The 15063-nt window shown below is 35.8% G+C and carries 16 protein-coding genes and 1 pseudogene; 4 read left to right on the top strand and 13 right to left on the bottom strand.

Going from position 1 to position 15063, the window contains the following annotated elements; all coding sequences use genetic code 11:
• The 3 genes and pseudogenes from L2D08_RS09295 to L2D08_RS09285 all read right to left on the bottom strand — a co-directional run.
• The coding region (locus L2D08_RS09295) for a hypothetical protein (RefSeq protein WP_242233475.1) at positions 1–388 on the bottom strand (388 nt) is incomplete at its 3' end.
• 503 nt (positions 389–891) lie between these two features.
• The gene (locus tag L2D08_RS09290; RefSeq protein ID WP_242233474.1) at positions 892–1695 is read right to left on the bottom strand and encodes an alpha/beta fold hydrolase; all 804 of its coding nucleotides are present in this window, start codon (positions 1693–1695) and stop codon (positions 892–894) included.
• 141 nt (positions 1696–1836) lie between these two features.
• A pseudogene (locus L2D08_RS09285) lies at positions 1837–1995 on the bottom strand (prepilin-type N-terminal cleavage/methylation domain-containing protein); the annotation flags it as partial.
• Positions 1996–2360: 365 nt separating this feature from the next.
• Here L2D08_RS09285 and L2D08_RS09280 point away from each other — a divergent pair.
• A complete protein-coding gene (locus L2D08_RS09280; RefSeq protein WP_242233473.1) occupies positions 2361–4064 on the top strand; it encodes a tetratricopeptide repeat protein in 1704 nt (567 codons plus the stop codon).
• 311 nt (positions 4065–4375) lie between these two features.
• Here the strand turns inward: L2D08_RS09280 and L2D08_RS09275 are convergent, their stop codons facing one another.
• The 3 genes from L2D08_RS09275 to L2D08_RS09265 form a co-directional block, all read right to left on the bottom strand.
• Positions 4376–6301, bottom strand: coding sequence for a P-loop NTPase fold protein (locus L2D08_RS09275; RefSeq protein WP_242233472.1), 1926 nt, complete (start codon positions 6299–6301; stop codon positions 4376–4378).
• Between the two features lie 290 nt (positions 6302–6591).
• Positions 6592–7008, bottom strand: coding sequence for a hypothetical protein (locus L2D08_RS09270; RefSeq protein ID WP_242233471.1), 417 nt, complete (start codon positions 7006–7008; stop codon positions 6592–6594).
• A 124-nt stretch (positions 7009–7132) separates the two neighbouring features.
• Positions 7133–8386 (bottom strand): hypothetical protein, encoded by a 1254-nt coding sequence (locus L2D08_RS09265; protein WP_242233470.1) that lies wholly within the window; start codon positions 8384–8386, stop codon positions 7133–7135.
• Positions 8387–8622: 236 nt separating this feature from the next.
• Between L2D08_RS09265 and L2D08_RS09260 the strand changes: the two genes are divergently transcribed.
• Entirely contained in the window at positions 8623–9183 is a 561-nt protein-coding gene (locus L2D08_RS09260) for an HNH endonuclease (RefSeq protein WP_242233469.1), read from the top strand.
• Positions 9184–9292: 109 nt separating this feature from the next.
• Here the strand turns inward: L2D08_RS09260 and L2D08_RS09255 are convergent, their stop codons facing one another.
• The 6 genes from L2D08_RS09255 to L2D08_RS09230 form a co-directional block, all read right to left on the bottom strand.
• On the bottom strand, positions 9293–10300 hold the full coding sequence (locus L2D08_RS09255; protein ID WP_242233468.1) for a hypothetical protein: 1008 nt from the start codon (positions 10298–10300) through the stop codon (positions 9293–9295).
• Positions 10301–10394: 94 nt separating this feature from the next.
• The gene (locus L2D08_RS09250; protein WP_242233467.1) at positions 10395–10682 is read right to left on the bottom strand and encodes a type II secretion system F family protein; all 288 of its coding nucleotides are present in this window, start codon (positions 10680–10682) and stop codon (positions 10395–10397) included.
• Positions 10683–10708: 26 nt separating this feature from the next.
• The gene (locus L2D08_RS09245; RefSeq protein WP_242233466.1) at positions 10709–11494 is read right to left on the bottom strand and encodes a type II secretion system F family protein; all 786 of its coding nucleotides are present in this window, start codon (positions 11492–11494) and stop codon (positions 10709–10711) included.
• Positions 11421–12500 (bottom strand): competence type IV pilus ATPase ComGA, encoded by a 1080-nt coding sequence (comGA, locus tag L2D08_RS09240; protein WP_304653926.1) that lies wholly within the window; start codon positions 12498–12500, stop codon positions 11421–11423. Before comGA ends, L2D08_RS09245 begins: the two co-directional genes overlap by 74 nt.
• Before the next feature lie 125 nt (positions 12501–12625).
• A complete protein-coding gene (locus L2D08_RS09235) occupies positions 12626–12871 on the bottom strand; it encodes a DUF2626 domain-containing protein (RefSeq protein ID WP_242233465.1) in 246 nt (81 codons plus the stop codon).
• 87 nt (positions 12872–12958) lie between these two features.
• Positions 12959–13405: a helix-turn-helix domain-containing protein gene (locus tag L2D08_RS09230; RefSeq protein ID WP_242233464.1), complete on the bottom strand. Its 447-nt coding sequence runs from the start codon at positions 13403–13405 to the stop codon at positions 12959–12961.
• A 261-nt stretch (positions 13406–13666) separates the two neighbouring features.
• Here L2D08_RS09230 and L2D08_RS09225 point away from each other — a divergent pair, with 261 nt between their 5' ends.
• The gene (locus tag L2D08_RS09225) at positions 13667–14047 is read left to right on the top strand and encodes a Spx/MgsR family RNA polymerase-binding regulatory protein (RefSeq protein WP_242233463.1); all 381 of its coding nucleotides are present in this window, start codon (positions 13667–13669) and stop codon (positions 14045–14047) included.
• Between the two features lie 37 nt (positions 14048–14084).
• Here the strand turns inward: L2D08_RS09225 and L2D08_RS09220 are convergent, their stop codons facing one another.
• Entirely contained in the window at positions 14085–14714 is a 630-nt protein-coding gene (locus tag L2D08_RS09220) for an MBL fold metallo-hydrolase (protein ID WP_242233462.1), read from the bottom strand.
• 169 nt (positions 14715–14883) lie between these two features.
• Between L2D08_RS09220 and L2D08_RS09215 the strand changes: the two genes are divergently transcribed.
• Entirely contained in the window at positions 14884–15060 is a 177-nt protein-coding gene (locus L2D08_RS09215; protein WP_242233461.1) for a DUF2759 domain-containing protein, read from the top strand.
• Positions 15061–15063: the final 3 nt, after the last annotated feature.

The following is a 15063-nucleotide window of genomic DNA, read 5'->3' as shown; positions in this document are numbered from 1 at the left end:
CATAAGCTTTAATAGTAAGTGTCTCCCCTGCACCCAATTGCTTTGGGCTAACCTCCATCCTTTCTAATTTAGGAGGAGTTGAATCTCCGTTTTCATTATTTACGGTGAAGCTAGTTGTACTTTGGTCAGGTAATCTCGTGCCTGTGATTATAACCTCGTTCCCAGCTGTATCTCGCAGTATCATACCATACAGAGTCCACGTTCCTCTTTCGTCTGTGTCTTTTACTGTATAGCTTCCTTGCCACACTTTCTCTGTGGGGTTATACTTCAAGTTTAGTCCCTGTGTCCTGTTTCCTGAAGGAGATTTGTAACTCACAAACACTTGGGATACATCTGATCCTTCATCTGTTGCATAAGCTTTAATAGTAAGTGTCTCCCCTGCACCCAATTGCTTTGGGCTAACCTCCATCCTTTCTAATTTAGGAGGAATTGAATCTCCATCACTTTGTGCGCTTGCTTTACTAAATAATAATCCATTAGAGAGAATAACAAGCCAACAGAGAACTATTATTAAGAACCTTTTCTTACTACCTTCATTTTTATAAGCTCTAATAGTTTTATACCTATTCTTTTTCAGATAAACTCCTCCAACCTAATTTAATCCTTGTGAAACAATGTTCTCAACTCAATTAAATCCATCAAAAAGAAATCATAATATTAAATGATCTACCCCCCTATTGTTCTCTAAAAAGAATTTTAGCACCGCTTTTGTTCCTTAACAAGATTAAAAAGTTCATCTTTATAAGTATCTCTATACTGTGATTTTCACTTGTTTTTGTATACGATTATATGAATAAAACTTTAGCATCCTTTTTTGAAGACTCTCTCGGTTCTTCCTCTGATTAACTACATGAAATATAAAAAAGGAAGAGCATTAGCTCTCCCTGTTGCTTATTTGAAAACCCATTTTTGCACTTCATTAATTACACTTGCATCATGCTGTATATTTGTATGTGTTGTCTTAACTTCTTTAACTGAAATATTTTTAGTATATATCTTGAGACCATGAGCACTATTTTTGCTAACATACACATCAGAACCTGTTGCAGCATAGCTCATTACCTTTATATTCTTATTAAAACTATTAGCTTTTGCTAATGTTGTCACCAATGCTGCAGAAAATGGCCTTAGGTCACGAAGTGCTGCGTCTAGATAAGGCAAAAGTGAAAAATTTGTTGTAGGATTAACCCCCAAAATTGGCGAGTCTAAAGTAACTAATTTATTTATATCTTTTCCCCCAGTATCCACTATATATCTTGTTGCAACCAAACCTCCCATACTGTGACCAATGATATTAACTTTCTTAGCACCATAAAAGTTTTTAGTATAATTCACCATATCTTTGAACCAAACTGTTTGTTTTTGTAAAGAAGCAGTATTGTCCTTAAAAAGAAAGTTGACGACTGGTCGAGTATAGCCTTCTTCTCCCGGCCCTGCTACATCTACTCTTTTAAGATGACCGGTAATTTTCTTTCCGTCTTTACTCATTGTTAATTCACCGTAATTCTCCCCTATTGTACCGTTCTGCTTATAAACCTGTCTCATAGTTTTAAATGTCTTGGCATCTCCCGTAAACCCATGCATAATAATTGTTGGAATCTTCTCTGTAGAAGCAGAAACTTGATTTATTGAAGTGGTTAAAACACATCCCATCATTACTAATAGACTCATTAAAGCACAAATTATTTTCTTCATTAAAACACTCCCTTTTCTAATATTTAAAAACTCTTCTCATTCTTTTTAGTGAACAAATCGTTCTTAAAAAAGAATAAATCATTTACAGATTAATGTCTACAAATTTTTACATTACAATCTTACTTACTTGTTTTTGTATGCAACCATATGAACAAACGCGTCACAGCCTTTTGCATTGATATTTTTACTTTGCTTTGCCACGTTTGGAATGGCAATGAAAAGCAAAACGGTAATCACCAATAAGACGATCATCATTTCTATCAGTGTAAATGCCCGTTCATTCTTCCAAAATTGCTTCATTCTTTTTTCCTCCTTTTTTAAACCGAGCCAATCATCTCAAACATTGGTTTATAACATAACTAAAAATACACAAAAAAGACCGAAAAAAATCGGTCTTTTTGTATTTTTCTTATTCTTCTTGGAAGAGGTTTTTTGATCTTTATTAAAAATCGCTTTAAGTTCTACTAAAATTTTCCGGCAATACTCCCTTTATCTAACTGTTCAGGTCTAACGATCAAATCACTATATGCTTTTTAAACCATTCACCATCCTAAGTAGGTCTATTTTCCCTTATTAAATATACCTATATTAGAGAAAAGCCGTTATAATATAAAAAACAAGAATTTCAAAGAACTTGCAAAGGGTTTTTAACGGAGGGAATCATTTTGAGTTATGATGACAGATTATTATTAGATAGTATGAATGCGATCCATTCCACTTTATCTTGGGATTTATCTTCAAATTTGCAATATCTATCTACAGATGTATCAAGTTTATCTAGAGGGCTATCAGATATAGCAGATATAGTTTCTGAATCAATGGACGATCCATATAAGTATTTGGCCATTGAGAATAAGCTAGATGAATTGAATTTAAACTTAGGAGAAGTTATAAGCGAAATCACTTCTCTTAAAGCTGGTTTGTTTATGATGCACCAGGACCAAATGGATGTACTGAGATCAATCGAAGAAACTTTAAAGCAACCAAACCAAACAGAAGCTGCTGAACAGGTTGAAATGGCTGATCGACTCGTAGCTATTGAAGAATATGAAGATGCCATAACCCTATTAAACAAGGCTTTTCAATTGAATCCTGTCAGTTATCGAATTACGTTAATGCTATCGCTAAATTATTACCGTATAAAAAACTATGAACAAGCTTTGGTATATGCAATAAAAAGTCAAAAACGAGTAAAGGAGTACTTTCCTTCAAGTGACATGGTCAAACAACAAATTGAACCCTTCAGGCTTGCAACGAGAATTTATTTATCTCTAGGCGATGAACAAAAGGCACTTGATTCTATATTTGAAGCAAAAGACCTGGTTGACTCTGCTATAGTGAATAACACTTGGTCTGTTGCCAAAAAATTGACAGACTTCAAAAAGTTGACAGATGTTTATGCAGGTGTTTATTACGAAATCAGTACTATGTTCGCTGCTCGTAAGGATGCAATAAATGCTACAAAACACCTCAAAATAGCTATCGACAAAAACAAAGAATACTTTGGTATATCCACTCTAGACGCGTCATTCGAACCAATAAGGAGTGAAATTAACAAGTTTTTACTTGACATGAAACAGAAACATCTAGCCTTGTTAAATGTGGCTGATATACACCAAATAGAACCGATAATTAAAAGTATAGAAAAACTAAAAGTATATATCGGGGCTTCGTTTGAAGATGATATCCACTCTAAGTATGTTCCTGAGTTTTCAAAATTTCAGAATCGAACAAGAAATTTTATTGAGTATGTCCCGCACGCATCTATAAATGATGGGATTTCAACATTAACTCAAGAAGCTCAGAAAAGAGATTCTCAGTTAAGATGGTATTCACGTTATATAGAGGACTTTCAAAATCAATTCAATCACTTCAAGAAGGATGTTGAAAAAAAGTATTATACCTTTCCAAACATTGTAATGAAAACAGAAGAACTGGAAACAGAAGAACTGAAAACAGAAAAATTGAAAAAAGAAGAACTGGCTAAAGCAATGCAAGAACATCAAACAACATTAGAGAAATTAAAATCAAACAATGAAGCAATGGAGAAAGAATTAGCGGGTCTTGGGTTACTAGGTTTTAGAAGGAAAAAGGCGTTAACCCAAGAAATCCCTTCAAATCAACGAAAGATTAGACGTGAAGAACTCAATTTAAGAAAAGCAAAGAGAACATTAGATAAAAAAACTTCTGATATCGGACAGTTACAAAGACAAATACAAGAACAAATGCAAGAACAAATGCAAAAACGAGCATTACAACAGGCTGAAGCAGCGTTCCAAACATTTAAAGCAGATTTACAACTATTTGAAAAAGATTTACATAACCTTAAACGGGCTTTCAGATTACAATATGCGGAGTTTTTAAAGTAACTGGACGCAATAAACAAATAAAAAGGAACTAGTGATATTTATATATGTCTTGTTAAACTAATCTGCTCTGTTGTTCAGTAAAAAACAACATCATCGCACTTGAAATTATTATAGCACCTGTTCTCAAACATTGGTTTTTAATATAACTAAATACAAAGAAAAAAAGACCGAAAAAAATCGGTCTTTTTTCATGTCCTCTTGAACCTAAGCACCCCTTAGTTGAATAGGGGTAAGTATTTAAACATTCAAGTTTCTATATCAACAAAAAATCAGTATAATTTCTATTTTTGTTGAATGTTCATTTGAAAAGCTTATTTGTTTAAAAGCCTTGCTCTTTCAATTAAATCATTTGCCAGCAGTTTAAAAGTAAATGATTTAATACCATCCACTTTATAATGTTGATGATTACGAATTAACCTAATCAATTGGAGCATCGGTTGGTAATCGTCTTTATAATAATCTCTGATATTTGAGAAGCTATAAATCGAATTAAATAATACACGCACCTTATGTAAATCTGCATTAGTTAGTCCTGTTAATTTTGAGAAAAACTCTGGTATGTTAATCAGAGGCATAACTGCGTTATAATTATCCCTGCCTTTGGCTAATTGGTAATATTGGTCTGTGAAATCATCTACATTCTCAGGAAGCAAACCAAGTATTATATCCATATCCTTTTTTAGACGTTGGGATCTAACATGTATAAACCTATAATTTATAATGTCTTCTATTTCTTTTAAATGATCCGACTTTGTTTCGACATAAAGCATCTCGAGCCTGTCATCCTCTGTCTGCTTTGGATTGGAAATTTTGATGCCCTCGATAAAAATTTGTTTTACCTCTTCAATATTTTTATCTATTAATGCGTGATTTACAAAAACTTCAAATTGGTAAAAAATCTTACTTATGAATTCTAAAGGGTAAACACCCTCTTTTACTTCTGAGAGAACATCTTGGATACAGTGATTAAATTCCTCGTTTTCTAACTCCAAAAAATCACCTATTAACTTTTGAACAGAGGTTTTTGGAATCTCAGCTTTTGTTTCTGCTTCTTTTTTGGACATTTCAGAAATAAAGTTTCTTGCTTCCGCCAATAATTCTGCTTCATTTAAAATACTACTGGAAATATAAGTGATAATTGATTTTGACGAATAAAACTCGTCATGCTTTATATAATCTTGTAGATATTCCCTGTATCCAAAAGGTGGTATTTGAACAAGTGACGTGTTTAAGGCTGCACGGGTTAGGGTTGCAGTCGTTACATTCTTTATCTGATCTTCAGTAATTTTCCCAGATTTAAATTCTATTCCGAAAATCAATGAAGGGACGAAATATCTAATTAGAAGCTGCTTTTTATAACTGGAATCAGCTAGAGTATCTAGGATTTCGTATACATTTGTAAAATCACTTAATGAATGTTTTAAAACCCTGATGTTTCTCCTTGAACTTTTATCAAAGATATACAATATATCTTCTGTGAATTCGTTTAAAAATTGAAAATAGTTCGGGTTCGATTCTTCGTAATCTCTTATTATTTCCTGTACGACTGTCATTGAATCTGGCGAGTAGACAATGGTTTTGCCAATTATTTTTTCCTTAATCACATCATAAGTTTTCTGTTCAGAAAATAAATTCTTTAACGTTTTGTTTATTTCCTCATTATTTACACCCTTGTTTAATCCTAATGATGCTATTGCAGTTAACATCTTTAATTCTTTATTTTGTTCTGAACTAATATCCTTAATTTCTTTTTCATTTCCCACAATTATCGTTTTTACTTCGTCATGTTCCACAAAATTATTTAAGTATCCCAGTAATTCAATAATATTTATCTGACATCTTTCCAAATCGTCAAAGCATAGTACAATGTTATTTTTTAAATCAATTAATTCCTCAAAATTTATAGTGGTTTCCGATATGCCTGTACCGTAAAACGCCGATGCGGCTTTTATAAGCTGCGCTGCATATTTTGCTGGCTTTGATTCTGTGAACTTTTGTACACCTTTATCGCGCAGGAGACTAGTTTTAAGGTAAATTTCTTTACTTATTTCCTCCGTAGAGCTTATTCCATTTAAGGATATGTAAATAGGCTTTTTTCCTTCTTCCATTAACTTTGGTAAAACCACTTTATCTATAAAATGGGTCTTGCCGTTGCCCCAGTCTCCACTTATCAATAACGCGTAGTTCGTATCAGGACGATTGATATAATCCATAACCATTGACAGATACTTATCCACTTTACCTACCTCTTTCCTTAACTTTGTAATGTAGTAAAAACAAACCAACACAATTATACAATATTTTCATCTATTCCATTTGGATTTGAGTCAATAATTTGGATACAGAAAACTTAACTCCATAGGGGAACAACTACATTTGACACTTAATTGTTATAGTCCCTGTTCTCAAACATTGGTTTATGGAATAACAAATAAAACCCGTATCGGATTACCTCCAGTACGGGTTTCTTCTATAAGTATTAATTTTCGATAAACATGCATCATCATTATTTAATTAAAAACTTCAATTACCAATTCAAATCAGGATTTCTCGGAAATTTCCGCTTTTTCCTTCTGTTTTTTTCGGCATCCCAAGGAGCTGCAACCCATTTAAAAGTGACAAGATACAATTCCCCATCTTTTTCTCTTTCTAAATCTAGCCCAAATAACATTATTTTTGCTAATTGTTCTTCTACATCATATCCCCAGTCTGTTACTTTGTTTTTATAATAAGGGGCTCCTATCTTTGGAATGCGCTTTTCAAATTTCTTACTTAGTAAAATAATATCTTCTTTATTTAAGTGATAATAGCCATATCCCTGTTCGTAATATGCAAACTCTTCTATTGGTTCAGATTCATACTGGAATGTGAATTTGATGGAAAGGCCGTCATGGCCATAACACATACCACTAAACGACGTAACCTTAATTGTTTCTCTTAACATATTTCTCCTCCTTTAATATAGAATTAGCATTTATACACAAATGAAGGAAAACAGTATATTTTGAAAAAAGACCGAAAAAAACCGGTCTTTATTGTCTTCCTTCTTAAAATATTGCCCAATTGTTCTATGACAGTGCTTCTGGTTCAATTTTTTCATATAACCACTTATTTAAGATAATAAATACAACATTATTGTGAAATAGATAGTTAAGCTCTTGCATTAACCACTCCGGTCCTAAAAAGGGGCGAATTTCAAGTCTACTTATATCCGATGCATCAAAGTAACCTTGGTGAAAATGAGCAGATCTAACTGAATCATATAACTCACCAATTTTCTTCCCCTGACCTTCTAAATAGTATTTATCTGTTAATGCCATTATAGCGCTTTTATTTTTCCCGTTTTCCCTATAAGGTTTTGACAGTGCGTCAAGAGCAGCAAGTTGATAAGAAGCTCTTACAGTATTTGAGTTTCGGCCTGCTGTTAAAGAAATTTGATACATTCGTGACGCATTTACAAATGCCTCTTGTTCATCTGCTGGAAGGCTATAATATGCTCTAAACAATTTTCTAATGGCTTTAGGTAGACGGAGCGTTTGCTGTTCCCCAGTATACTCAATATATTCTTTAGGATTTTCACTAAAAGTTCCAGCTTTCTTACGGTCTTTAGGTGGCATCGATTCTGGACGTGGTTCATTATCTCGAAATCCAATATGAAAGCGACCATGCTCTGTGGCAGAAAGACGAACCCACCTTTGCTCATGTTCATGTTTATAAAATCCTGTGTTCAAAATAACTGATAAAATTGCTGTTATTTCGTTTCCCAAAACTTGTGACCTTGAGTGGGCGTGTGAGTGATCAATCCCCTCTACCTCCATATCTAAATACATATAATTTTCACCCAATAAAAAAATACTCTCTTCTTCAGTAGCGGGTGAAACTCTAAAGTTTGCAATGTAATAAGCACCATCTAAAGGATGCCCAAAATATCTGAAATAAACTCTAAAGAAATATTTTTCTTCTTTCTGTGCTGCTAGCATAGCAAACGATTTAGATACCGCTTTTCTTAAGAATTCAATCAAAAGATTCCAATATGCTTTATCAAGATCCGCAAAAACCTCTATATCTAAAAGACTACCTTTAAACCAGTTTATTGTGAACGTCAGGGGAACTTCAATACCCTCTGGCAATCTCAAAGTTATCTTATTTGTACTGACAAAATGATCTAAGGAATGAACTTCTGGTTCCTCATTTTTAAAACGCCCTTTTCCACTCCAATCTTTGATCGAATCTTCAAGGTTTTTGTGAAAGTAGGATAAAAATAAACGCCTCATCTCCTCATCCAAAAACTCAAGTTCCTCTTTAACTAAAACAGTCTTCATTATATTTCCTTCCTTTATATACATTTGAGATTACAAAATTCTTTACGGTATATTCGTCATGAACAATACAATCTCCTTTATTAGTGTTTCATATCACATTTGCTGCACTGAATCATCTAGTTAGCTTAATATGAAACAACATTTCCATTCGATTGTTATAGTCCCTGTTCTTAAACATTGGTTTATAACATAACAAGAGACAAATAAAGTAGATTATTAAAGGATATTTGGTTAATATGAAGTGTGACTATAAAATTAATGGAGGTGTAGTTAGTTTGTCTTCGGTCCATCAAGCTGCAAACGCTGCAGTGCGTAATTTGTTGATAGATTTCGGTATTGTATTTGAAGCACTAGTTGGGAATGTACTCTACACAGATAGTTCAACAGATCGGACTGTTCTCTTAACTGATTTTAATCACCGATGTTGCTACTGTGAAAAAAAATTAACTATAGACACAATGGAGAAAGATCACTTAATTCCAATGAACAAGACATATGTAGGTTTACATGCGTGGGGAAATTTAGTTCCAGCATGCCATTCATGTAATTCTAAAAAGAGTGGAAAAGAATGGATGAGTTTTCTTTTGGGCAAATGTGGTGGTAAAAAGGGAAAGGTTTTTACCAGAAGACATAATATGATTATAGATCATGTGAATAAATACGGTTATGACCAACTTACTACTACAAATATAAGAAAAATTTCGCAATTAGCGAATGACCTACATAGGGATGTAGTCCTCTCTCTTAATCAGATACATGACAAGTATCAACGAAATATGTATAAGCCATTTTTATAATTACAACAACTCTTGAATGAAATGGTGTTTTCTTTTGGAATACATTCAGTAAAAAACACATTACAAGTAAAACCCGTATTGGATTTTCTCCGATACGGGTTTTTTCTTTTCATATATTATTTTTTTCACAGTAATCCAATATATCGACTACTAACTTATCCAACTCCATTCTATATATTTCTAACTCGCGTATTTTTTCAATTTCAGGAACATCACCGCTATAGATCCCAGTATGAACAAACTCACTTCTTATCTTATAACATTTATTAAAGAAAGCTATAGCATCCAGGTTCAAATAGGTTTTTTCAAGGTTACAGCGTTCAATCAGTTCCTTACACTTTTCGCCAATTGACTTTTTCTTAAGAGAACCAATAGAGCCTTTAATACTCTGTACTATTTTTTGCATCTCTTCTTCTGGTATATCTAAATCGTTGCTCATTTTTTCCATTGAGATTAATTTATTGGCTTGATTTATAAAATAACAATATTTATCGTCTTTATAGGATTTATCTGGAACTAATGATTCGATAGCAGATACTTTTAGTAAGAAACTAGCTCTTAAATCGTTAATCGCATTGCTAGAATTTAGTAAAGAATACGCAATATTTATTTTAGTGTTCTCTTTATATTCAGCCATTTCTATTTTGGGAAAATCCATTGTCTTTTTAATTTTTGCCTCTTGAGCTATGAAAGTAATCGTAGATATATCTTCATCTAACTTGTAGATTTCCATTCCTAATGTTTCATTTCTCACTGGTTTGTTTTTTAATTGAGGAAAAAGCTGATCTATATTTTTTAAACCGTGTTCTGTTAATCCGCCGTTAGCAAATGACATTTGAAGTGTATCTAATACTCCTAGACCTCCGGAGATGTTGATAGGAATTCCCTCTTTGATGAACTGCTTTTTTATACTATAAAAAAGCTTTTCTCCTTCTTGCTCGGCAACTTCTCTATCTTTAAATCCACCATAGGAAAGAATAACCTTCGGATCCGTGTCTTCTCTACGTTTAATCTCCACCTTACAAGTAATATCTCCAGACTGGAATAAAGTAAATTCATTTTCAATATTAAAATCGTATTCTTTACTGATAAAAAAAACTATTCTTACATAATACATATCGAGCAATGCAGCTCCTATCTATTTTATATTGTGATTATGTAATTTAATTCGACAAAATTATCTATATTACCTTCTCACACTAACCTATCCGTTAGCTCAATAAGAGAGCAACATTTTTACCTAAATTGTTATAGTCCCTGTTCTCAAACATCGGCAGCATCACCGACAGATAAACAGCCATGACAACCGTGCCAATTATTAAAAAAACGGCCGGCTGAATAATGCTTGTTGCTTTTTTTATTTTGTTTTCAATCAGCTGGTCACAGAATGATGCGTAAAGAAGCAGCTCTTCTCCCATTCTGCCATTTGCCCCTCCATGGCTGATCAAAGCAGGCAACTTTCGGTCAAACCAAGTGATATTCGCAATGGCTTCTTTCAAAGAAGTACCGGATATAAGCTGGCTGTTTATTTTTTTGAAGCCTCACGAAGCATGGGATAAACCGTTTGTTCTTCAAATATATGGAGAAGCTCGTTCACCGAAAATCCACTGCTTAACAGTTGAGCAGATTCCCTGGCAAAAAGACGGGTAAAATAAAGCTGAAACAAGGTTTTCATATACGGAATTTTTATGATCATGTCCGCTCTTTTTTGCGGAGAAAGAAGTTTATAGCGGGTATACAAAAGAAGAAGCAGACCAGTCAGAACAGGGGCTGTAATTAAGACGGCCGGGGGTGCCCATTGAAGAAAAAAAAGCAGGAGCAGGATCATCCCTTTTGGTTCATATCCCATTGAAGCGTGAAGATCCCGAAATTGAGGAAGAACGAAAGTATTTAAGACGGCGAGCAATACAATAAGCAAAGCCAGCAGGAAGATCGGATATTGCAGAAGCCGTATAAGCTTTTCTTTCGCCTGTTCAGTCTTGCTCCACTGTGTTCCTGCATGTACGAGCGTTTCTTCAACATTTCCGTGCTGTTCAGCAAAGAAAATTTGCAGGCAGATAAGGGAAGGAACATGAAGCACCGGCAGAATTTCGTGAAGCGGAACGCCCTCCCGCAGCTGCTTTTGAATCAAGTTTGTTTGCCTTTTATTTATATCCGGTATGTTCATCAACAAAAATTCTACCGCTTCTCCAATGGAAAAACCTTTTATCATCATTTCCCCGAGCCTTGTAATAAAATCAGCTCCATTTTTCGCTGAAGTCCGTTTCGCTAAAACACCAGCGAGCCCATTCCTCGTGTGTGATAAATCCATATGCTACCCCCTTTCGCAGCTCATCCTGCAGCTTTTTATAAACAGATACCGGCTGATGTGATAATTTGTTCCCCAGTGTAGAAAACAGCGCTTTTCCCAATAGTAATTCGCATACGATCGCCTGCTTTGTTTTTCGCTTACATTCTTCATTGCAGACCGCACCACAGTCCGCACAGCAGATGCGGACAAGCCGCTGTGCGGTAATGCCGACCAGTGTCTGTATCATTTCATGCTGGGTAATACCAAGCTCTTTTAACCTGCCGATAACGCCCGCAGCGTCGCGAGCATGAATGGTCGAAAGAACCAAGTGTCCCGTAAGGGCACTTTTCACAGCGGCTCGTGCAGTTTCTTCATCACGTATTTCACCAACCATAATCACGTCAGGATCGTGGCGTAAAATGGCTTTTAAGCCCGTTGCATACGTAATGCCGGCTTTTTCATTTACTTGAATTTGCACGAAAGCATCCTGCTGTTTTTCAACGGGATCCTCGAGTGTAATGACATGCTTATTTAAATGGGAGGCACAATGCTGAATCATAGAGTAAAGTGTAGTGGATTTTCCGCTCCCGGTTGGGCCGCTAAGCAGAATGAGGCCGTTTGAATGGTTTAATAACGAGGTTAACTTGACCGCTGTGTAGGGAAACAGTGTTAATTGGGAAAGAGGTGGAACATGTTCCTGTGGCAAAAGGCGGATCACAAGGCTTTCTTTGTGGGGTACAGCGGGCAGCGTGGAAACACGCAGCGATAGGGAAAATTGATCAACCGTCTGGCGAAAGGAGCCGCTTTGAGGCTTTCGTTTTTCACCGATATCCATCGAAGCCGTAAATTTCAAATAAGCAATCAGCCGTTCGCCCTCCCGTATGGAAAAGGTTTCACTTTTTATCAGCTGGCCGCCGACACGAATTTTAAGCAAATAACCGTTTTGTTTTGGCATTAAATGAAGGTCGGTGGCCTGCATTTGAACAGCTTCTTTTAAGATCTGCTCCATTTTTTGCTCAACCTGCAAATTATCACCCTCTCTCCCTTTGAGCATACAACAATGTGCCTGATTAGACATGACCTTTTGAAAATATTTACAAAACTTTAACAAAAAAACCTTTAAAGCTTTCCGCTTTAAAGGCTTTGCTTGTTTTAATGCCCTCCGCTTCCCGGCGTCATCATAAAGGTTGACCAATAAGTAAAGGCGGCAAAAAAAACGGTTAAATAAGCACCAAAAACATAAATATACATTCGTTCAGAAAGACGTAAATAGCCGAGTAACAAGAAAAAGCCAGTTTGGCCAAGAAAAATTAAAGCCGTAATATTCATGTGGCCCAAGTAAAACATTAAAGAAAAAATACCGGTCCAAAATGCCATAACGCGAAACATCCGATCCATTATGTATCCCTCCCTTTTTTCAAAGCTTGGTCCATTAATACCACTATTATAAAGGATAACAGACAAAAATGTAAGCGTTTCTTTTATTCAGTTTACTGCAACCGACTGATAGATACATTCCTGCCATCTATTAAGCATCGTAGAATACTGGCTTAAAATAGCGGCAAATAAGGTTTCCATAACTCCTTTAAAAACGGCTTTATGAATCCGACATGCTGCTGCATCCTTTTCCTGAAGCAATTCTTTAAATGGACAGTTATAAATAGCAAATTGAACAACGAGCCCCTTTTCTACTTCTTTCGCATGCGCTGTATAACCAATTCTTATATTCAACGTTTTAAGCAATTGAGGACGTTTTTTATTTGGAAGAGAGGAAACAGTCCCTTTCGTTTCTGCTTCTAGAAAAAACCGGCCGCCTTTTCCTGTTTTCTGCAGGCAGGAACCAATTAAATTGACACCTTCAAGCTTTGTTAAGTGAAGGCGTGCCACGTTCGGGTGAATGCCAAATTGAGCGGCTATATCCTGTACTGTCAAGTCTCTATGTTCTTTTAAAATATATTCATAAATGGAATAATGGGCGGCATCAGCAAGTGCCCCTGTTGCTTTAAAACAGAATGCATTTTATCGCCTCGCCATTCTTTAATTATTATAAACAACAATTTTATGGTGAAAAAATGATAAAAGTCATACTTATAAGCGTCTTACGAAATTGAACACAATTAAAAGAGTAATAACTGTACAACAATTGTACAATTATTGTACAATTCATTTAAGAATAAAAAAGGAGGAGTATTTATGTCTGCTGTTACCTTTTATACGTATCCAAGCTGTACATCATGCCGAAAAACAAAAAAATGGCTGTCTGCCCATTCAGTTGATGTTCAGGAACGCCACCTTTTCCGTGAAACTCCTACACGCCAGGAGCTGCTAAATCTTCTGTCTATGACTTCAGAAGGTCTTGATGAGCTGCTTGCCACCCGAAGCAGAACGTTTAAATCGTTAAATGTGAGTGTCGATGAGATGCCCCTTTCAGCCGTTGTCGATCTGATTATTGAAGAGCCTAAATTGCTGCGGCGTCCGATTTTAACGGACGGAGAATCGCTTGTGGTTGGATATAATCTTGAAAAGCTAAGAAGCCTGACAAAAAAAAAGCAGATTATGAAATATACCGGATAAAAAAACAGAGAACACCTTAATGGCGTTCTCTGTTTTTTTAAAAACCATTTAAAAAAGGATTGCTGTCCATTTCCGTGATCACGGATGTTGCCGGGCCATGGCCCGGGAGCACAATGGTTTCCTCAGGCAGTGACATAATTTTTTCATGAATGCTCGTAAGAAGTGTCTGGTGATCGCCGCCAGCAAGGTCTGTACGCCCGATGCTCCCCATGAAAAGAGTATCACCGGCAAACAAGGCGCCGCCTTCTTCAAAATAATAAGATACGCTGCCCGGTGAATGGCCCGGTGTGTGCAGCAGTTTGAATGTAAAGAGATCAATCGTTAAATTTTCTTCATGACGGATCAAAACATCAGCCGGCGGTGCCGTAATGCTTCCCATGCCAAAGCGGCTTGATCCATTCAAATCGGCATTTTCAAGCCACTCTGCTTCTTTTTCATGCAGATAAACCGGCATGTTAAAAGCTTCTTTCAGCGGGCGAACAGCCCCAATATGGTCAAAATGAGCATGGGTCAGCAAAACAGCAAGCGGATCAAGCTTGTTTTCCTTCAGCCAGCTTACAAGCTGATCTCCTTCTGAACCCGGGTCAAAAACAATACATTTTGACTCATGAGAAAGTATGTAGCAATTTGTTTGCAGAGGACCAAGCGGCAATTGCGTCCAATCCATATCATCTCCACCTTTTTCTTTATTCACTTGATATCGTAACAGGAAACCGCAGCTGTTAAAAGAATTATCCGCTTTCATCTCGACAAATATGAAAAAACCTTATACAATAGGGGTGTGTTTTGCGCTTACATGGGTTTTTATGGATTTTCATATAAGGAGGCCTGGAAAAATGAACGGGTTAACGATTATTTTTGCCCTTATTGCCCTTCTTGCCGTTTTCAGTACCATCAGCGCTGTGAAAAACAAAAATCTGCTCGGCATCGTTTTTAGTCTGGGTACAGCTGGTGTAATCGGCTGGTTTACCATCATGACGGTTTTGCATCACGGCTATCCGGCTGCCCATTAAAAA

This window comes from Domibacillus sp. PGB-M46 (assembly GCF_022668875.1).
Classification (GTDB): domain Bacteria; phylum Bacillota; class Bacilli; order Bacillales; family Domibacillaceae; genus Domibacillus.
The sequence above is the reverse complement of the archived record's forward strand: the minus strand, read 5'-3'. Positions and strand labels throughout refer to the sequence as shown.

Bases quoted from the DNA above. Each gene is read 5' to 3' on its own strand.
- L2D08_RS09215 (WP_242233461.1), top strand. From the start codon at position 14,884: ATGAACGGGTTAACGATTATTTTTGCCCTTATTGCCCTTCTTGCCGTT.
- L2D08_RS09270 (WP_242233471.1), bottom strand. From the start codon at position 7,008: ATGTTAAGAGAAACAATTAAGGTTACGTCGTTTAGTGGTATGTGTTAT.
- L2D08_RS09225 (WP_242233463.1), top strand. From the start codon at position 13,667: ATGTCTGCTGTTACCTTTTATACGTATCCAAGCTGTACATCATGCCGA.
- L2D08_RS09265 (WP_242233470.1), bottom strand. From the start codon at position 8,386: ATGAAGACTGTTTTAGTTAAAGAGGAACTTGAGTTTTTGGATGAGGAG.
- L2D08_RS09220 (WP_242233462.1), bottom strand. From the start codon at position 14,714: ATGGATTGGACGCAATTGCCGCTTGGTCCTCTGCAAACAAATTGCTAC.
- L2D08_RS09235 (WP_242233465.1), bottom strand. From the start codon at position 12,871: ATGGATCGGATGTTTCGCGTTATGGCATTTTGGACCGGTATTTTTTCT.
- L2D08_RS09290 (WP_242233474.1), bottom strand. From the start codon at position 1,695: ATGAAGAAAATAATTTGTGCTTTAATGAGTCTATTAGTAATGATGGGA.
- L2D08_RS09255 (WP_242233468.1), bottom strand. From the start codon at position 10,300: ATGTATTATGTAAGAATAGTTTTTTTTATCAGTAAAGAATACGATTTT.
- L2D08_RS09260 (WP_242233469.1), top strand. From the start codon at position 8,623: ATGAAGTGTGACTATAAAATTAATGGAGGTGTAGTTAGTTTGTCTTCG.
- L2D08_RS09245 (WP_242233466.1), bottom strand. From the start codon at position 11,494: ATGGATTTATCACACACGAGGAATGGGCTCGCTGGTGTTTTAGCGAAA.